The 17,163-nt window shown below is 30.6% G+C and carries 18 protein-coding genes; 8 read left to right on the plus strand and 10 right to left on the minus strand.

Going from position 1 to position 17,163, the window contains the following annotated elements:
• Both FRY74_RS11175 and FRY74_RS11180 read left to right on the plus strand, forming a co-directional pair.
• The gene (locus FRY74_RS11175) at positions 1 to 1,983 is read left to right on the plus strand and encodes an OmpA family protein (protein WP_170228019.1); all 1,983 of its coding nucleotides are present in this window, start codon (positions 1 to 3) and stop codon (positions 1,981 to 1,983) included.
• Positions 1,983 to 3,029, plus strand: coding sequence for a PorP/SprF family type IX secretion system membrane protein (locus FRY74_RS11180; RefSeq protein ID WP_147101636.1), 1,047 nt, complete (start codon positions 1,983 to 1,985; stop codon positions 3,027 to 3,029). The genes FRY74_RS11175 and FRY74_RS11180 overlap by 1 nt, the downstream gene beginning before the upstream one ends.
• A gap of 1 nt (position 3,030) precedes the next feature.
• On the opposite strand, the gene FRY74_RS11185 is transcribed toward FRY74_RS11180, so the two are convergent.
• The 4 genes from FRY74_RS11185 to FRY74_RS11200 all read right to left on the minus strand — a co-directional run bounded on the left by FRY74_RS11185 (position 3,031) and on the right by FRY74_RS11200 (position 7,368).
• Positions 3,031 to 3,684, minus strand: coding sequence for a response regulator (locus tag FRY74_RS11185; RefSeq protein ID WP_147101639.1), 654 nt, complete (start codon positions 3,682 to 3,684; stop codon positions 3,031 to 3,033).
• A 74-nt stretch (positions 3,685 to 3,758) separates the two neighbouring features.
• Positions 3,759 to 5,534 carry a tetratricopeptide repeat-containing sensor histidine kinase gene (locus FRY74_RS11190; RefSeq protein ID WP_170228020.1) on the minus strand — a complete coding sequence of 592 codons (1,776 nt, stop codon included), beginning with the start codon at positions 5,532 to 5,534 and terminating at the stop codon, positions 3,759 to 3,761.
• Between the two features lie 114 nt (positions 5,535 to 5,648).
• The gene (gene pheS / locus FRY74_RS11195) at positions 5,649 to 6,671 is read right to left on the minus strand and encodes a phenylalanine--tRNA ligase subunit alpha (RefSeq protein ID WP_147101644.1); all 1,023 of its coding nucleotides are present in this window, start codon (positions 6,669 to 6,671) and stop codon (positions 5,649 to 5,651) included.
• Position 6,672: 1 nt separating this feature from the next.
• Positions 6,673 to 7,368 (minus strand): peptidylprolyl isomerase, encoded by a 696-nt coding sequence (locus tag FRY74_RS11200; RefSeq protein ID WP_147101647.1) that lies wholly within the window; start codon positions 7,366 to 7,368, stop codon positions 6,673 to 6,675.
• A 76-nt stretch (positions 7,369 to 7,444) separates the two neighbouring features.
• Between FRY74_RS11200 and FRY74_RS11205 the strand changes: the two genes are divergently transcribed.
• Positions 7,445 to 7,873: a hypothetical protein gene (locus FRY74_RS11205; protein ID WP_147101649.1), complete on the plus strand. Its 429-nt coding sequence runs from the start codon at positions 7,445 to 7,447 to the stop codon at positions 7,871 to 7,873.
• Here the strand turns inward: FRY74_RS11205 and FRY74_RS11210 are convergent, their stop codons facing one another.
• Positions 7,874 to 8,206, minus strand: coding sequence for a hypothetical protein (locus FRY74_RS11210; protein WP_147101652.1), 333 nt, complete (start codon positions 8,204 to 8,206; stop codon positions 7,874 to 7,876). It abuts the gene before it with no gap.
• A 102-nt stretch (positions 8,207 to 8,308) separates the two neighbouring features.
• Here FRY74_RS11210 and FRY74_RS11215 point away from each other — a divergent pair, with 102 nt between their 5' ends.
• From FRY74_RS11215 to FRY74_RS11225, 3 genes are all read left to right on the plus strand, one after another.
• Positions 8,309 to 8,833: a CvpA family protein gene (locus tag FRY74_RS11215; RefSeq protein ID WP_147101654.1), complete on the plus strand. Its 525-nt coding sequence runs from the start codon at positions 8,309 to 8,311 to the stop codon at positions 8,831 to 8,833.
• 33 nt (positions 8,834 to 8,866) lie between these two features.
• Positions 8,867 to 9,193 carry a hypothetical protein gene (locus FRY74_RS11220; protein WP_147101655.1) on the plus strand — a complete coding sequence of 109 codons (327 nt, stop codon included), beginning with the start codon at positions 8,867 to 8,869 and terminating at the stop codon, positions 9,191 to 9,193.
• An 81-nt stretch (positions 9,194 to 9,274) separates the two neighbouring features.
• Entirely contained in the window at positions 9,275 to 9,859 is a 585-nt protein-coding gene (locus FRY74_RS11225) for a YceI family protein (RefSeq protein ID WP_147101658.1), read from the plus strand.
• Positions 9,860 to 9,911: 52 nt separating this feature from the next.
• Here FRY74_RS11225 and FRY74_RS11230 read toward each other — a convergent pair whose 3' ends face one another.
• On the minus strand, positions 9,912 to 10,967 hold the full coding sequence (locus FRY74_RS11230; protein WP_147101660.1) for an endonuclease: 1,056 nt from the start codon (positions 10,965 to 10,967) through the stop codon (positions 9,912 to 9,914).
• A 120-nt stretch (positions 10,968 to 11,087) separates the two neighbouring features.
• On the opposite strand from FRY74_RS11230, the gene FRY74_RS11235 reads away from it, so the two are divergent.
• Complete coding sequence (locus FRY74_RS11235; RefSeq protein ID WP_147101661.1) at positions 11,088 to 12,338, plus strand: peroxiredoxin family protein; 1,251 nt, start codon at positions 11,088 to 11,090, stop codon at positions 12,336 to 12,338.
• Here the strand turns inward: FRY74_RS11235 and FRY74_RS11240 are convergent.
• From FRY74_RS11240 to FRY74_RS11255, 4 genes are all read right to left on the minus strand, one after another.
• Positions 12,335 to 13,333 carry a DUF4837 family protein gene (locus FRY74_RS11240; protein ID WP_147101663.1) on the minus strand — a complete coding sequence of 333 codons (999 nt, stop codon included), beginning with the start codon at positions 13,331 to 13,333 and terminating at the stop codon, positions 12,335 to 12,337. The genes FRY74_RS11235 and FRY74_RS11240 overlap by 4 nt on opposite strands.
• Complete coding sequence (locus FRY74_RS11245) at positions 13,326 to 14,840, minus strand: lytic transglycosylase domain-containing protein (protein ID WP_147101665.1); 1,515 nt, start codon at positions 14,838 to 14,840, stop codon at positions 13,326 to 13,328. Before FRY74_RS11245 ends, FRY74_RS11240 begins: the two co-directional genes overlap by 8 nt.
• 120 nt (positions 14,841 to 14,960) lie before the next feature.
• Complete coding sequence (locus tag FRY74_RS11250; RefSeq protein ID WP_147101667.1) at positions 14,961 to 15,155, minus strand: twin-arginine translocase TatA/TatE family subunit; 195 nt, start codon at positions 15,153 to 15,155, stop codon at positions 14,961 to 14,963.
• A gap of 61 nt (positions 15,156 to 15,216) precedes the next feature.
• The gene (locus FRY74_RS11255) at positions 15,217 to 16,137 is read right to left on the minus strand and encodes a CPBP family intramembrane glutamic endopeptidase (protein WP_147101669.1); all 921 of its coding nucleotides are present in this window, start codon (positions 16,135 to 16,137) and stop codon (positions 15,217 to 15,219) included.
• A gap of 34 nt (positions 16,138 to 16,171) precedes the next feature.
• Here FRY74_RS11255 and dusB point away from each other — a divergent pair, with 34 nt between their 5' ends.
• Complete coding sequence (dusB, locus tag FRY74_RS11260; protein WP_147101671.1) at positions 16,172 to 17,149, plus strand: tRNA dihydrouridine synthase DusB; 978 nt, start codon at positions 16,172 to 16,174, stop codon at positions 17,147 to 17,149.
• Positions 17,150 to 17,163: the final 14 nt, after the last annotated feature.

Below are 17,163 nucleotides of genomic sequence, written 5' to 3' on the forward strand. Positions count from 1 at the left end.
ATGAGAAGGTTATTGGTGTTATGCATATTAATCTTTTCTTCTCAACTTATAGTTGGGCAAAATATTCCTTTTGATAAAAACAACTTCACTGATAAAGAAAGATTGAAAAGTGCTTTAAAAAACATACAAGAAGGAGATGCCTTTTATTTTTCTAATATCTATTCAAAAGCATTAGAAAAGTTTTCGGAAGCAAATACTTTTAACCCTAAAAATGCTGACTTAAACGCTAAAATAGGTGATTGTTATTTGCGCACTGGAGAATATAAAAAAGCACAACTTTCATTAGAAAAAGCATATCAATTAAATCCTGAAATGGATGGATATTTTCTCTATTTATTAGGAAAAACTTATCATATAAATAACAACTTTAAAAGTGCTATAGAGTTCTATAAAAAAGCAAAATCAAAAGGGTCAAACTTAAATTCATCTGCTATAGAAACAGCAGGTAAAAAAATAGAAGAATGTGAATTTGGAAAAGAGTTAGTGGCTTCATCTGTTAAAGTTGTAATTACAAATGTTGGCAACCTTATTAATAGTGCTGATCATGAATATGTTCCTGTAATTACTGCTGATGAATCGGAAATGTTTTTTACTTCTAGAAGAAAAAATACTACAGGAGGAAAAAGAGATTACTTAATTGACGACTACTACGAAGATATTTATTATTCAAAAAAAGAAAATGAGACTTGGAGTGAAGCTGTAAATATAAGCTCTCCAATTAATAGTGAATTTCATGATGCAACAGTTGGATTATCAATAGATGGACAGAAATTATTTATTTACAGAGACAATGCTAAAGGAGATGGAAATATCTTGGTAACAGAACGAACTGGTAATAGCTGGAGTGAACCTGAAGAACTTCCAAACCCAATAAATTCAAAACATCAAGAAACCTCTGCTTGTTTCTCTTATACTGGCAAAACAATTTATTTTGTTAGTGACAGACCAGGTGGATATGGAGGAAAAGACATTTATAAATCAGACTTAGATGAAAAAGGAAAATGGGGGAACGCACAAAACCTTGGAGCAACAATAAATACTCCTTTTGATGAAGACGCTATTTTTTTACATGCTGATGGCAAAACACTTTATTTTAGCTCAAAAGGACACCAAACTATGGGAGGGTATGATATTTTTAAAAGTGTTTTTGAAAAAAATAAATGGTCAACACCAATAAATCTAGGTTATCCTATAAATTCTGCAGATGATGATGTTTGCTTTGTATTATCTGCAAATGGAAAGTATGGTTATTACACTTCCGAAAAAGTAGAAGGACAAGGGAAAAAAGACATTTATAAATTAACTTTTGAAGTAAAAGATGATAAACCAAGACTTACATTATTGAAAGGGATTGTTTACGATAGTAAATCAAAAGAATTATTGAGCGCACAAATAGAAATTTTTGACAATACTGAAAACAAATTAGTTTCTACTTATCATTCAAACAGTGTTACAGGAAAATACATTGTTTCATTACCTGCAGGTCATGATTATGGAATTAGTGTTCGAAAAGAAGGTTATTTATTTTACTCTCAAAACATAAATATACCTGATACAGCAGCATTTCAAGAAATTAAAAAAGACATTGGTTTAGATAAAATTGAAGCTGGAAAGAAAGTGGTGTTAATGAATATTTTTTATGACTACAATAAATCTTCCTTAAGAACATCTTCTTTTAATGAATTAGATAAAGTTGTGGAATTATTAAACAAAAACCCTAAAATGAAAGTAGAACTAGGCGCACATTCTGATTCTAGAGGAAGCGATGGATATAATTTAAAACTGTCGCAAGACAGAGCTCAATCTTGTGTTGATTATTTAACCTCTAAAGGAATAGACAAAGTAAGACTAAACGCAAAAGGCTATGGGGAATCTAAACCAATAATTTTAGAAACCGAAATTAATAACCTTAAAACCGAAGATGAAAAAGAAAAAGCTCATCAACAAAACCGACGAACCGAATTTAAAATATTAGAACATTAATGAAAGTCAAACATCTATATATCATCCTTATTTTTAATATTCTTTCAGCATTCAGTCTAAATGCTCAAGATATTCATTTAACACAAACTAATATGACTCCACTATTAGTTAATCCTGCAAATGCTGGAGCAGAATATGAAATACGCGGAATACTAAATTACCGATCTCAATGGACAAGTTCTGATGCACCATTTAAAACTATGATGGCATCTTACGATATGAATTTTAAAAAAGGAAAACAATCTAAGTTTGGATATTTTGCAGGGGGTATTTATTTATTTAACGACAAAGCCGGCACAGCAAACATTACAACAAATCAAGCAAATTTAAGTATTGCTTACCATGTTAATCTTAATTCAAAAAACACACTTGGTGTTGGTATTCAAGGAGGTTATTTTCAACGCTCTACAAGTACTTCTGATTTAAAATGGGGAAGTCAATTTGATGGTTACTCTTATAACGCTGATTATTCAACTGGAGAAGCTGCAGGAGATAAATTTACTGTTGGTTCTACCGATTATAATACTGGATTAGTTTGGACTTATAGAAATGATGAAAAATATTTTTCTGGTGAAAAAATCATCATAACTTCAGGATTATCTTTTCACCATATAAATAAACCTAGCTATGAAAATCAAGGTTTAGTTACAGATAATCTATATAATAGATGGATTGGACACTCAAGTGCTACAATTGGTTTAAATACTAAAATATCTATACTTCCTTATATTTTTTATTCTTATCAAGGAGAAATTGATGAGGCTATGTTTGGATCTAATATGCTTTATTCTCTAAAAAATTCATCTACATACACCAATAATATTAAAGGAATGGCAATAGGTGGCGGGGCATTTTATAGATGGAATGATGCCGTAATTTTAACCATCCTTGCTCAATACTCTAATTATATGTTTGAGTTTAGTTACGACATAAACACCTCTTCTTACAGCAATGCAACAGGTGGTAACGGAGCTTTTGAACTATCAATACAATATGTTTATCCTAGTCCTTTTGGTGGTGTTAAAAGTAGATCAAGGTTCAATTAACTTATTGTATAATATTATGCTTTATTGCTTTTTGAACAGCTTCCATTTTGTTATGAACCTGTAATTTTTTATAAATATTCTCAATATGCTTACGAACTGTTGCTGGGCTAATAATTAAATTATCTGCTATTTGCTGGTAATTAAGTCCTTTTGACAATTGTTCTAAAATTTCTGTTTCACGACTGCTCAGCTTAATTTCTTCTTGCTGAACTTTGTCTCCTGTCATTTTCTCTGGATGACGTAAAATATTTAACGTTTTCAAAGCAACAGAAGGAGTCATAGCAGCCCCTCCCTCTAAAACATCTAAAATTGCTTTATGCAATTCTTCTGGATTGGTTTCTTTTAATAAATAACCATCTGCTCCTGCTTGTATTGCATTAAAAATATTATCATCATCATCATAAACAGTAAGCATTAATATTTTAATGTGAGGAAACTTATTTTTTACATATTCAGTAGTTGAAATACCATCCTTTTCTGGCATTTGAATATCCATTAAAATAACATCAACATTATGATCTTGTTCCAACTTACCTATAAACTCATTTCCATTTGCTCCTCTAAACTTAAATTTTAAGTCATCAAAAAAAGAAATTTTTTCTTCCACCGCTTTAGCTAAAAAGCCATTATCTTCTGCTACTGCTACTCTTATCATGTTTTTAGTTTTATGTTATTTCAAAGGTATTTAGCCTTTCAATAATAAACTATACGGCATTTGTCTTATTTCGTTCAATTAAATTCAGCTATAGGTATTTCTAAAATAATTTCTGTACCTTCTTTTGGTGTTGAGTTTATAGCGAAATTTGCATGAATAGCAGAAGCTCTATTTTTCATATTCTCCAATCCGTTTCCTAATTGTATTTCAGCCATTTTAAATCCAATTCCATCATCATTTATTGATAACACCAAAAAATCATTCTTTTCAGTGATTAATAAAGAAACATTTGTTGCTGCAGCATATTTCATCGCATTATTTATTGCTTCTTGCACAACCCGATATATACTAACTCCTTGAATTGAGTTTAAATGAAAATTATTACTCAACTCCACATTAAAGTTAAATACTGTTTGCTCTTGAGCTAGATTAGCATTTTCTATATACTTGTATAATCTAGACTTTAAATCTTCAAAAGAAATTTCATCTTTATTCAGTGCCCAAATGGTATCTCTCAATTGAGTAATTGTTGTCCTAGAGAAATTTGCAACATCAGTTAATTTGTCTGTTAATTTTTCATCAGCCGATTTAAAAAAGTGTTTCATGTTGTCAACTGATGAAATAATAAAAGTTAATTGAGCCCCAATATTATCATGTAAATCTCTAGATATTTTAAGTCGCTCTTCATGTAATTTACTTTGCAAAGTAATTTGAGCCAATTGGTCTTTTAATCTGTTTTCTTCAAAAAGTCGTTGTTGCTTTTGTTTTTGCTGTTTGTATATAAATGAAGCTATAACAAAAAATAATAATACGATTAACCCCAAAACAAGCATCATGTAATTTCGTTGCTTCACCTTTAGCTCTTGTGCCGATATTTCTGCTTTTTGTTCAGCAATTTCTTTTTCCTTTTTTTCGGTGTCAAACTGTACTTCTAATTTTGCAATAGCATTATTTGTTGATTCATTTAACAATGAATCTTTTAATGCTTGTTGAATTTTTAAAAATTTGACCGTATTTAAATTATCTCCTATTTTCTCATAACAAATTGCAGCATGCTCTGCAGCATATTGTCCTAAATGAATATATTTATTTGGTATGGCTTCATAGTAACACATTACAAACCATTTTAAAGCCTCTTTATAATTTTCTTGAGCATAATAAAAATCAGCATACAACACTAAACATTCTGCTATCCCATAGGTATCGTTTCGTTTTTTACGAATAGCATACGATTCATCTAAGTATTCTTTTGATTTATTATAGTCTTTTTTAACTAAATAAGCTCCCGATAAATGTCCTAACGCGAAAGGAATACCTATGCTATCGTTTTGATTTCTTTTTAAATCTAGTGCCATATTGTAATAATAAATTGCAGAGTCAACATTTCCTGCGATCTCTTGAACAATACCATAATTATCGTACACCGAATTTAAAGCTACCTCATCATTTATTTCTTTTAATAAATGAACCCCTTTTTGCATATATTCAATTGCTTTATCAATGTCCCTTCTTTTCATTGCAAAACCTAATTCGGCATAAGTTATCCCTGCATTAGATTTGTTATTGGTAGCTTCATAAATTTTAATGGCTTTTAAATTAAAATCTAATCGTTTATCATTATTTCCTAAAAAAGCATTTATTAAAGCCAATTGGTTATAAATATCTGCTTCTGCTTCTTTGTCCTTTAATTGTTTTGCTTGACCTAATGCGTCTAAATAGAGTTTTTCGGCAACAGAAGTGTTTGCAACCACCTTATCATAAGGAATAGCTAATAATAGTTCTATTTGCTGTTCTTCTGTATAATTTTGAATTGAAGAGGCAATACTGTCAATATAATTTTGTGCAGACATTACTATTGACGACGATAGAAGTACTACTAAAATTATATTTTTTAAAATTAAGCGCATAAAAAAAGTCCCGATAAAACGGGACTTTAAAAATAGTGTTTTTAAATCTTTTCTATATTAAAAAGCTGATTTAAACTGTTCCAAAAATCGAATATCCCCTTCAGAATACAAGCGCAAATCATTTACTTTATATTTTAACATAGCTATACGCTCAACTCCCATTCCAAATGCAAAACCTGAATATTTTTTGCTATCTATTCCACAATTTTCAAGCACACTTGGATCAACCATTCCACAGCCTAAAATTTCAAGAAAACCTGTGTATTTACATACATTGCACCCTTTACTATTACAAACTGAACATGAAACATCCATCTCAGCACTTGGCTCTGTGAATGGGAAATACGAAGGTCTTAATCTTATCTCTGTTTTTTCTCCAAACATTTCTTTTGCAAAGTATAATAGTGTTTGTTTTAAATCGGCAAACGAAACTTTCTCCGCGATGTATAAACCTTCTACTTGATGAAAAAAGCAATGCGCACGAGCAGAAATTGCTTCATTACGATAAACTCTTCCTGGCGACAATGTTCTAATTGGAGGTTTTGAATTTTCCATAATACGAACCTGAACAGAAGATGTATGCGTTCTTAATGCCATCTCCTTATCATCAGACTTAACAAAGAATGTATCTTGCATGTCTCTTGCAGGATGTTCTGGTGGAAAGTTCAATGCTGAAAAATTATGCCAATCGTCTTCAATTTCTGGTCCTTCAGAAACTGTAAAACCAATTCGAGAAAAAATATCTATTATTTCTTTTCTTACCAATGAAATTGGGTGACGACTACCTAATGGTGTTGGATAACCTGGTCTAGATAAATCAATATCATCAACTTTATCATTAGTAGTTATTAAATTACTTTTTAACTCATTAATTTTTTCTTGAGCTTTTTCTTTTAACTCGTTAATTAACTGCCCTACTTCTTTTTTTTGCTCATTAGGAACAATTTTAAAATCAGCAAACAAGTCTTTTAATACTCCTTTACTACCTAATATCTTAATTCTAAAAGCCTCAATTTGTTCTTGATTGTCGGCATTAAAATTTTCAACTTCATTTAAGAGTTCTGCTATCTTTCCTTTCATCTTATTTCTTAACTATTTTAATAGTCATTTTAATATCTTTTACAGGCCTATTTCTTTTATCTTTTTCAACCACAGCAATTTTCTCAACCACATCTAAGCCTTCTAAAACTTCTCCAAAAACAGTATAATCCATATCTAAAGATGGATAGCCCCCAATAGTTTCGTATGTTTTATATTGTTCTTCGGTATAAACTATCGGCTCTTTTCTTCGAGCATTTTTACCTTTTAGCATCTTGTCTATTTCTGCTCTTGTAAACGTTCTTCCTTCCACAATATAAAACTGGCAACCTGATGATGCTTTTGAGGGATTTATATTGTCTGGCTCACGAGCAGCGGCTAGCACTCCCTTTTTGTGAATAAGTGTAGAATTAAATTCTTCGGGAATAGTATAGCCAACATCTCCATCACCCAACATCGCTCCTGCTGGAGCAGTTTTAGAGTCAGGATCTCCTCCTTGAATCATAAAATCATTAATAACTCGATGAAACAATGTGCCATCATACATACCTTCTTTTACTAATTTTATAAAATTGTCTCGATGTTTAGGAGTTTCATTGTATAAAGCAATTTTAATATCCCCAAATTCAGTTGAAATTAAAACTTTAGCTTGCTTCGATTTATTCTGACCAACCACAACTCCGCTAAGTAACAGCGATACAGCAAATAAGGTTGTATAAAATAATTTCTTAATCAACATTTTATTATTATATTTGTTAATTACAAAACTAACAAATTAAACGAATAGCTTTTTTGAGATTCTAAAATTTTAACCCATGGTACGCAATTTTAACTTTAAAATAGTATTGTTTTTATCTTTCGTGATTGTTGCATTTTCATGTGCAAAAGAACGAACTCCTACCTTAAACATAACTGTGGTTGATGAGCAAGGTGTTCCTGCTCCTGGGGCTATTGTTCATGCTTGGCCAAGTGATGATGCAAGTGCTACAGGATCTACAGTAAATGAAATTGAAATGGATAAAACTGGAAGTACTGATGCTCTAGGTCAAATTAGTTTTGATTTTAAATTCTCGGCTGTTTTAGATGTAGATGTAAAATACTATAAAACTACTCAAGTATCAGATGGTATGGGTGGACTTACAACTCAAACAGATTCATTAAGTGGACATAAAGTTGTTAAAATAGAAACTGTAAGACAACGAAGTAAAGATAATGACTACAACGAATTAGTTGAAGTAAAATAACTACAAATCAAAATACTTTATAATTGCTCTTTTCATGAGTAATTCTTGTTCTTCTCCAACCATTGTGTTGGAGATTTTTTTTATGTTTTTGAAGTGTGGCCATCCTTCATTATCTAAGCCAATTTTTTTATAATAACCAAAAGGTAAAAGAACAGTGCAAACACCAATATGCATTATATCTAATTTTTGTTCTTTTTTAAACTCTTGGTAATTCATTCCCAACTCTTGTAAACCAATAATAAATAAAATGGATTGAATGTCTAATATTTCATCAAACTTCTTTCGTACCATTAACTGCACTTTTACCCATTCAATATTTAAGTCTATATCCATAATGCAAAACTAACAAGATTATTTATGGTATAAACATTTCATTTTTAATAAATATATCATGTCTGTTTGCTTGCCAACAAATAACTCAAGTAGATTTGAATAATGAATTATTTTGACATCATATTTATCATTCCTTTACTTTGGGGAGCTTACAAGGGCTATTCAAAAGGTTTTGTAATTGAAATTGCATCATTTATTGCATTGGGACTTGGTATTTGGGGTGGAGTAAAATTCTCTTCAGTATCTGCTGAATATTTAAGTCAACTTTTTGATATCTCAGAAAAATTAATGCCTTTAATTTCTTTTGCTGTAACATTTATTGTTATTGTAATAGCTGTATTTACAATCGCAAAACTACTACAAAGGGTTATAAAAATGGTAGCCTTGGGATTTGTAAATCGAATTGCAGGCTTATTGTTTGGTTGTTTAAAATTTGGACTTATTCTAAGTGTTGTAGTTAATTTAGTTGGTGTAATAAACGAGCAAGTTCCTTTTATTGATAAAGAAATGCAAAACTCTTCCCTTTTGTACAATCCAATTAAAAAAGTCGCTCAAATTTTTATTCCCGGATTAAAAGACTTACACATCAATACCGACGAGGTAACTAAAAGAATACTAAGTAATTAAATTTAATTGATGTAATTTGTTACCTTTATGAGAATGAAGTGTTTTTCTACATTTATACTTTTCATATTTATCTTTAGCTGCTCACCTAAAGGACCACAAACTTATTCCAGCCCATTTGTTGGAAAATCAAAAAATCAATTGATTGCTGAAAAAGGTATTGCAAAAACAATTAAGGTTTATGCTGATTATGAAATCTATATTTATACAATTAGAGAAGAATATTTTGGCGAAAAAAATCCAGAAATAAACAAAAGCACTACACCTAAGAAAGTATTTGATATTGAGCATATCTATTACATAGACTCCAGTCAAACGGTTTATAAATACCAAGTTTGGAAGAAAAAAGTATCTTATAAATAATTTTTTAGTTAATTTTTCGTTAAAATGTATAAACATTAGATGTATATACATATATTTGTATTGAATTTAAAATTTACAAAAATGAAAAAGATATTATTAAGTATTACAACTTTAGCTATTAGTTGTTTAACTGTTAGTGCACACAATCATGGTGAAAAGAAAATTAACACAAAAGTAAGTTCTGTTGAATGGATAGGTAAAAAAGTTACTGGCCAACACGAAGGTACAATTGCAATAAAAGAAGGTAATCTTTCTTTTCATGATGGAAATTTAGATAAAGGAACAATTGTAATTGATATGGCAAGTATTGCTGTTACAGATTTAGAAGGAGAATGGGCAGACAAACTAAAAGGCCACTTAGAAAGTGAAGATTTTTTTAATGTTGCAAAACACACTTCAGCAACATTTACTATCAAAAAAGTTACTGCAGAAGGAAATGGTAAATCAAAAGTTTCAGGTGATTTAACTATTAAAGGTATTACTCATCCAATTGAATTTACATCAACTAATGAAATGAAAGATGGAAAATTTGCAGCTTTTGCAGAAGTTAATATAGACAGAACTTTATATGATATTAAATACGGTTCAGGTAAGTTTTTTGAAGGATTAGGAGATAAAATGATTAGTGATGAATTCACAATTAAGTTTAAAATTGCTGCCGAATAGTATCAATAATATAAGACATTAAAAAAAGAGCCTCAAAATTGAGGCTCTTTTTTTAATTTATAACTACTTTTTTTGCAATGGAATTTTTGTCTGTTTTATACTTAAATATATATATTCCTTGAGGTAAATCTTTAACTATAATTTCTTTGGTATTTATTTGCTCATTTGAAAATTGATTAACCAGCACCCCATTAATAGCGTAAACAAATAATTCCTCATTTTTGGAAGTATTTTCGTTAAACTTCACTTTTACATCATCTGATGATGGATTAGGATAAACAATAAAATTAGTTGACAAATCATTCTCAGTAATAGTAGTTGTCATATCCCATTTATCTTGAGCAACCGTTCCGTTCCATATAATAGTTGCTAAATAAGGATTATCAATAAAAGGGTTTCTGTTTCCTTGTAGTCCTTCTAAAATATTATTACGATTTGTTTCATAAGCAGATACTGTATCTTCAGCATTCCAATCCAAAAAAAGTGTTATCATTGCTGGATCTATTGCTACAGAAGTACCAACACCAACATTGTTTGGCAAACATTGAGAAGGATATCTCAAATACATATACATCATCATTCTAGCAACATCTCCCTTCCACTCGTCACCAGGATACCAATTTAATCCGGTATTTCCGGCATTTCCAGAACCGGCAGCAAACAAACGGTTCCCTCTATTTCCATTCATTTGCACATCCGAAGCTCTTAAATGGTGGGCATCAGTTCCTGCATTTGGAGTTGAAGTATTCATCCCAGGTGTAGCTAAAGATTGAGCATAAGTATGCTCTCTATTCCAATCGCCTACAGCTCCTCCTGTACTATTTTTATTTCGAGTTCTATCGGTAATCGGATCACCATCACCATCATTATATCCATATAAAAGTAGCACGTTACTAGGGTTAGTTAGATCTAAATCTGTTTGTTGTAAAGCCGTCCATACTTCAGAATAATTTAACTCATTAGTGTGAGTAACGGTAATTTTATTAGCTAGTTCGGCTTTTAATAACATTCCAGTAAGAGTCAAATTAACATCGTTATAGTAAGTTGGTATCTGACCAAATACAGACACCACAAATAGTGTACATATTATCGAAAAAAGTCCTTTCATTTCATAAATTTTATCTGGTAAAACTAATTAAAATTGAATATAATAGTTGTTAAATGTTTTTAATAACTATATGTTATTCTATATTAAGGATGTAACTGTTTTTTATTACATTCGCTAATTATGAAATTAACAAAATATTTTTACTTTTTTTTGTCATTGCTACCACTTTTAAGTTGTTCAGACGAAACTAAAAATTCTTCAAGCCTTCTTGTTGAAGGTAATTGGCATCTAGAATTACAAATATCCGAAGAGAATTTTTTGCCTGTCGATTTCATATTAAATAAAAATGACTCTTCATTTTTAATAGATATTGTAAATGCAGAAGAAGTAATAAAAATTACAGATATAGAAATAAAAGGTTCCAAAATTATTTTTAAAGACCCTATTTTTAATTCATGGTTTGAGGGTAAAATTCTAAGTCCTACTAAAATAAATGGTTTTTGGTTTAAAGAAGATAAAAATTACAAAATACCATTTAAAGCAGAATATGGGATAAAAGACCGTTTTCCTGAACCCAAAAACCTGAATAATCATCAGGTAAATATTACTGGAAAATGGGAGGTCGATTTTAGTAAGGGAACGGATGAACACTACAAAGCAATTGGACAGTTCCAGCAAGTAGATAATTATGTTACAGGAACCTTTATGACAGAAACAGGTGATTATAGATTCTTAGAAGGAAATATGTATAATAACAATTTATACCTTTCTACATTTGATGGTACTCATGCTTTTTTATTTAAAGCTTCAATTATTAATGGTAACTTAGAAGGTGTTTTCTGGTCTGGAACACACTGGCAAGAGCCTTGGGTTGCTGTAAAAAATGAATCTTTTGAATTAACAAACCCCGATTCACTTACATATATAAAAAAAGGTTATGAAGGGTTAGCTTTTACATTCCCAAATATAAATGGCGATAGCATCTCATTAACCGATGAGAAATACACAAGCAAAGTTGTAATAGTTAACATTATGGGGCCTTGGTGTCCAAACTGTAAAGACGAAACTAAATACTTAGTTGAGCTTTACAATAAATACAACAAAGATGGACTTGAGGTAATTGCATTGTCTTTTGATAAAACAGATGATTTTGAGAAATCAAAAGAATCTATTTTAAGGGTAGCAGAATTTTATAACGCTAAATATGATTTTTTAATTGCTGGTTCAGCTAATAAAATTAATGCTGCTCAAGCGCTACCAATGTTAAATCAAATTATGTCATATCCTACCACTATTTTTATAGATAGAAAGGGTAAAATCAGAAAAATTAGAACTGGTTTTTATGGCCCTGGAACTGGAAATTACTATACAAGATATACTACTGAAACTAATATCTTTATTGAAAAATTGTTAGCTGAAAAAACAGATTAATTTAATTTTATTGATAAAATATAAGCTTCTAATTCTCTTAGGTATTCTCGCTTATCAAATCTTGGGCAATAAACATATCCATCGATTGTAATTACTTGATTGCGTTTTTCATCTACAAACGTGTAATTAATAAATGGACCACCCATAAAATCTCCTTTTACATGCCATAAACCACGCAATTCTTTTGCGTACATCCCATCTAAATTAATCTCTCTTTCTTTTGGAATAAACTCAACATAGCTTTGCATAAAAGTCCCTTCTGATGTTCCTTGTACATTTTTTGTGAATTCATTCCTTTTCTCTACCAAATTAGCAACCTCAAAAGTTGAGTCACTAACATAAGGGTAAGTATAAATAATTAAGCCCTGACTAACTGGATGCTCCCCAACCAATTTCTCCTTTCTTATCCATAAAAAATCATCTGTACGCTTAGCAACTCGATATAAATCATCAATTTTTAAATCGAAATGAAATTGTGTTTTAATTTGTTTTGAAACTGGATTAGGTTTGTTTTGACTATACTTTAACTGAAGCCTTTCGTTTTCTTTACTGTTAAAGTAATCTAATAGTGCAGTACTATTTTTACGAATTGTTTCAGCTGCTATACTATCATTTGGTGCTTCTATAGAAACAATTAATTGATCTTTTGACCAAACATCTGTATTTATAGCTAATTTATTTTTATACTCTGGTTTTATATCTACAATAACGATATTTCTATTTGTTTTAAATATTTGAGCAAAAGAGCGATGAGGCAAATGTATTATATTAAAAAGAGGTTCTTGTTGTGGCAAACCCTCTTGTGTTTGAGTAAAAGTTTCTTTTATTGCATCCCCTGTTTTGTTATTGAAGTAAACAGAATCAGAAACAATTATCATTTCTCCTGATTTACCTGAAGCTCTTGGTAAAACAGTTTCATTCATTTCGGCTATTTCTTCACATGAAAAAAGAGAAACTGAAACAATTAGTATGAGTATTTGTATTATTCTAGCCAACTGGTTTTATTTTAATTTTAGTTCCTAATTTTAAATTCTTTGTATCAACATCTTGATTGAGTTGCATAATTTGATCGATACTAACTCCATCATATTTATTTGCAATATCCCACAAATTATCACCCTCTTTTATTGTATAATAAACGTATTTATTATCAGAAATTGTGTTAGGTGATTTTTTTTCGGCATCAACTTCGGCTTTCTTTTTATTTTGAGCAGCATAACTTGGCTTAGCGTAGATGTATAATTTCTGACCAATATTAAGTCTATCACTATGTAAGTTATTCCAATCCTTAATTTGGCTGACTCTACAATGATATTTTGCTGCAATTTTCCCTAGTACATCCCCGCTTTTTACTCGATAAACAATAGCATTTCCTGGAGTTGGCTCAACAAACTTATTTTGAGCAACAGCAATACTATCTTTAATATCTTGTGCTGTTTTATGAGCATAAATTTCTTGTTCATTCGTCAAAAAATCACCCATCTTATCATAAGGCAAACACAATGTCATAGCCCCATCTGTTGCGGGTATAAATTTGTTTTTATAAGTAGGGTTCAAATACTCCAAATACTCCATTGGAATTTCGAGTGTTTCAGAAAGTTGAGCAAAAGACAAATGTTCTTTAACCCCAACCGTATCAACTTTAAAACAACTAATATCTGGTTTAACAGGGCTAATATTATGCTCGGCAGCATAATTCATCACATAATTTACAGCAATAAAAGCAGGAACATAGCCTCTTGTTTCTCTTGGTAAAAAATTTCTTATTTCCCAATATGATGTTTTTCCACCTGACCTTCTAATTGCTTTATTTACATTACCTGGACCACAATTATAAGCTGCTAAAGCTAAATCCCAATCATCGTACATACTGTGTAGCTTCTTTAAATACTGACAGGCTGCGTCGGTAGATTTATAAACGTCGCTTCTTTCATCATAATAAGAGGTAACTTCCAATCCATACATTTTTCCTGTTTGATACATAAACTGCCATAAACCTGTTGCTCCAACTCTAGATTTTGCTTTAGGATTTAATGCAGATTCTACAATAGCTAAATATTTCAACTCTAGTGGCAAATTGTATTTGTCTAGGTTTTCTTCAAATATGGGAAAATAAACAGGTGCTAATCCCAACATTTTAGCGGTAGTTTTTTTTCTTCGTTTTGCATATAAATTAACATAACCCTTTATATAAGAGTTATAAACTAAACTAAACGGTGAATTTGCATTTAATTTTGCAAATCGAGTAGCGTAGGTTAAACTATCAAATTCAGGAACTGAATCGATAGCATAATCGTAAATATTAGATTTTTCAAAATGATCGTGTAAACCCAATGTTTCAAAATAACCCGAAACAGTAATACTGTCAATCATTACTAAAACAGGGTCGTCATCTTGCAGCTCAAATTCTTGATTTTGTAACCTCTCATTAATTAAGCTATCTGATTGTGCAGACAGTAAAAAAGAAAAAAATAAGAACGTGATTAAGATATTAAATTTCATATGAAACAAAAAGGTTGTTTTGGAGAATAGTTTTATCCAAAAAAGGTAATTTGAAAATTTATTCAAAAACAAAAATGCTGATTTAGAATCAGCATTTTTGATACAATAGCAATTTAAAAACTATTTAATTTTATCTTGTTCTTTAGTATCGGCAGCTTCTTCACCCTCTTTCATTCCGTCTTTAAACTCTTTAATACCAGAACCCATTCCTCTCATTAATTGAGGTATTTTTTTTGCACCAAATAACAAAATTACAACTATAGCGATAATTATAATTTCTTGTGTTCCGAACATTCCCAATAATACTGTATTCATCTTATTTATTTTTACCCCAACAGTAGGGTTTAATTGATTGTAAAGTTACAAAAGATTTTAATTAATTGCCTGTTTCTATTTTTTGTGTATTAAGCTTCTTAAAAAGAAAAATTCCAACAGCGACTAAAATAAAACTTATTATGGTTGGCAACCATGTTTTACCATCTTCATTAAATACATTCAGTTCTGTATTTTCCATTAGCTCGGGATAAAAATAACTTAAAACAACAACACTCCCATTATTAATAAAGTGACCTAATATTGGCAACCATAATGAGCCAGTCCAAACCAATAAGTATCCAAAAAAAACACCCAACAGCATACGTGGTAAAAACCCATAAAACTGCATGTGTAATGCACTAAATAAAATAGCTGTTACCCATATCGCAATATGATGATTGTTTGTCCAGTTTGTAAATATTTTTTGAATAACCCCTCTAAACAATAACTCTTCTCCAATTGCAGGTACAACTGCCACAATTAATAAGATATAAAATAAACTAGCTAAGCCATTAAAACTAATAAATGCTTTAGTAAGCACTTCTGCACTAGCCTCGCTTTGTTTCATCCAATCTTCAATAGATGACATAAAACTAGGTAAAGACATTTGAGCGTTGACCTCAACCACCCAAGCCATTATTGGTGAAGCAACTACCATAATAAACAAAACCAACACCCAATTTATTGGTTTTGAAACCTGATTTAAATTTAATGCTGGTAATATTGATTTAGATGTAATTAAAGCATAAACAATCGGAGGTACAATAAATAATCCAATAGAGCTTAAAAGTTGGAATAGTTTTAATCCTTCAATTGTATTTGGATTTGAATAATCGTAAAAACTACTTATATCAAACCCATAAAATAAAATAACAGCCAACCCTCCCATCAAAGAAAAAATAAGTGCCGAAACTAAACACAACGCAACAATTAAAAACAATTGCATTGAAGGTTGATTAAAAACACTCGAATTAGATGTCATTTTAAATCTTAATTTTGAATTTCTAAAAATTACAATGGTAAAGATAGGAAATATAGAATTAGGTGAGTTCCCTTTGTTACTTGCTCCTATGGAAGACGTAAGCGATCCTCCATTTAGAGCTTTATGCAAAAAGCATGGAGCTGATTTAATGTATACCGAGTTTATTTCTTCTGAAGGGTTAATCCGCGATGCTGCTAAAAGTGTTAAAAAACTCGATATTTTTGAATACGAGCGACCAGTAGGAATACAAATTTTTGGAAACAACATTGAGTCGATGAAAGAAGCTACAGAAATTACTGCTCAAGCTAACCCTGATATAATTGATATAAATTACGGTTGCCCAGTAAAAAAAGTAGCTTGTAAGGGTGCTGGATCAGGTATTTTACAAGATATTCCAAAAATGGTAAGGATGACTGCCGAAATTGTAAAGTCAACTGATTTGCCCGTTACCGTAAAAACAAGATTAGGCTGGGATGAAAACACCAAATATATTGTTGAAGTTGCTGAACGCTTACAAGATGTTGGAATAAAAGCCATATCTATTCATGGAAGAACTCGTAAACAAATGTATAAAGGTGAAGCTGATTGGAGTTTAATTGCCGATGTAAAAAACAATCCAAGAATGCATATTCCTGTTTTTGGAAATGGAGATGTAACAACCCCTGAAAAAGCAAAAGAAAATAAAGAGCGATTTGGAGTTGATGGAATAATGATTGGTCGAGCGAGCATTGGATATCCATGGATTTTTAATGAAATGAAACATTTTTTAAAAACTGGTGAACATCTAGCTCCTCCATCTTTACAGGATAAATTTGACGCTGCTAAGGAGCACCTTATGATGTCAGTTGAATGGAAAGGAGAAAAACTAGGAGTTTTAGAAATGAGAAGACATTATACCAATTACTTTAAAGGTATTTCTCACTTTAAAGACCATAGAATGAAATTAGTTACTTCCGACCATCTTGAAGATTTACTAAAAGCTTTTGATGAGATAGAAGATAAGTTTATTTAAAGAAAACCCCCAAA

Source organism: Vicingus serpentipes (assembly GCF_007993035.1).
Lineage (GTDB): Bacteria > Bacteroidota > Bacteroidia > Flavobacteriales_E > Vicingaceae > Vicingus > Vicingus serpentipes.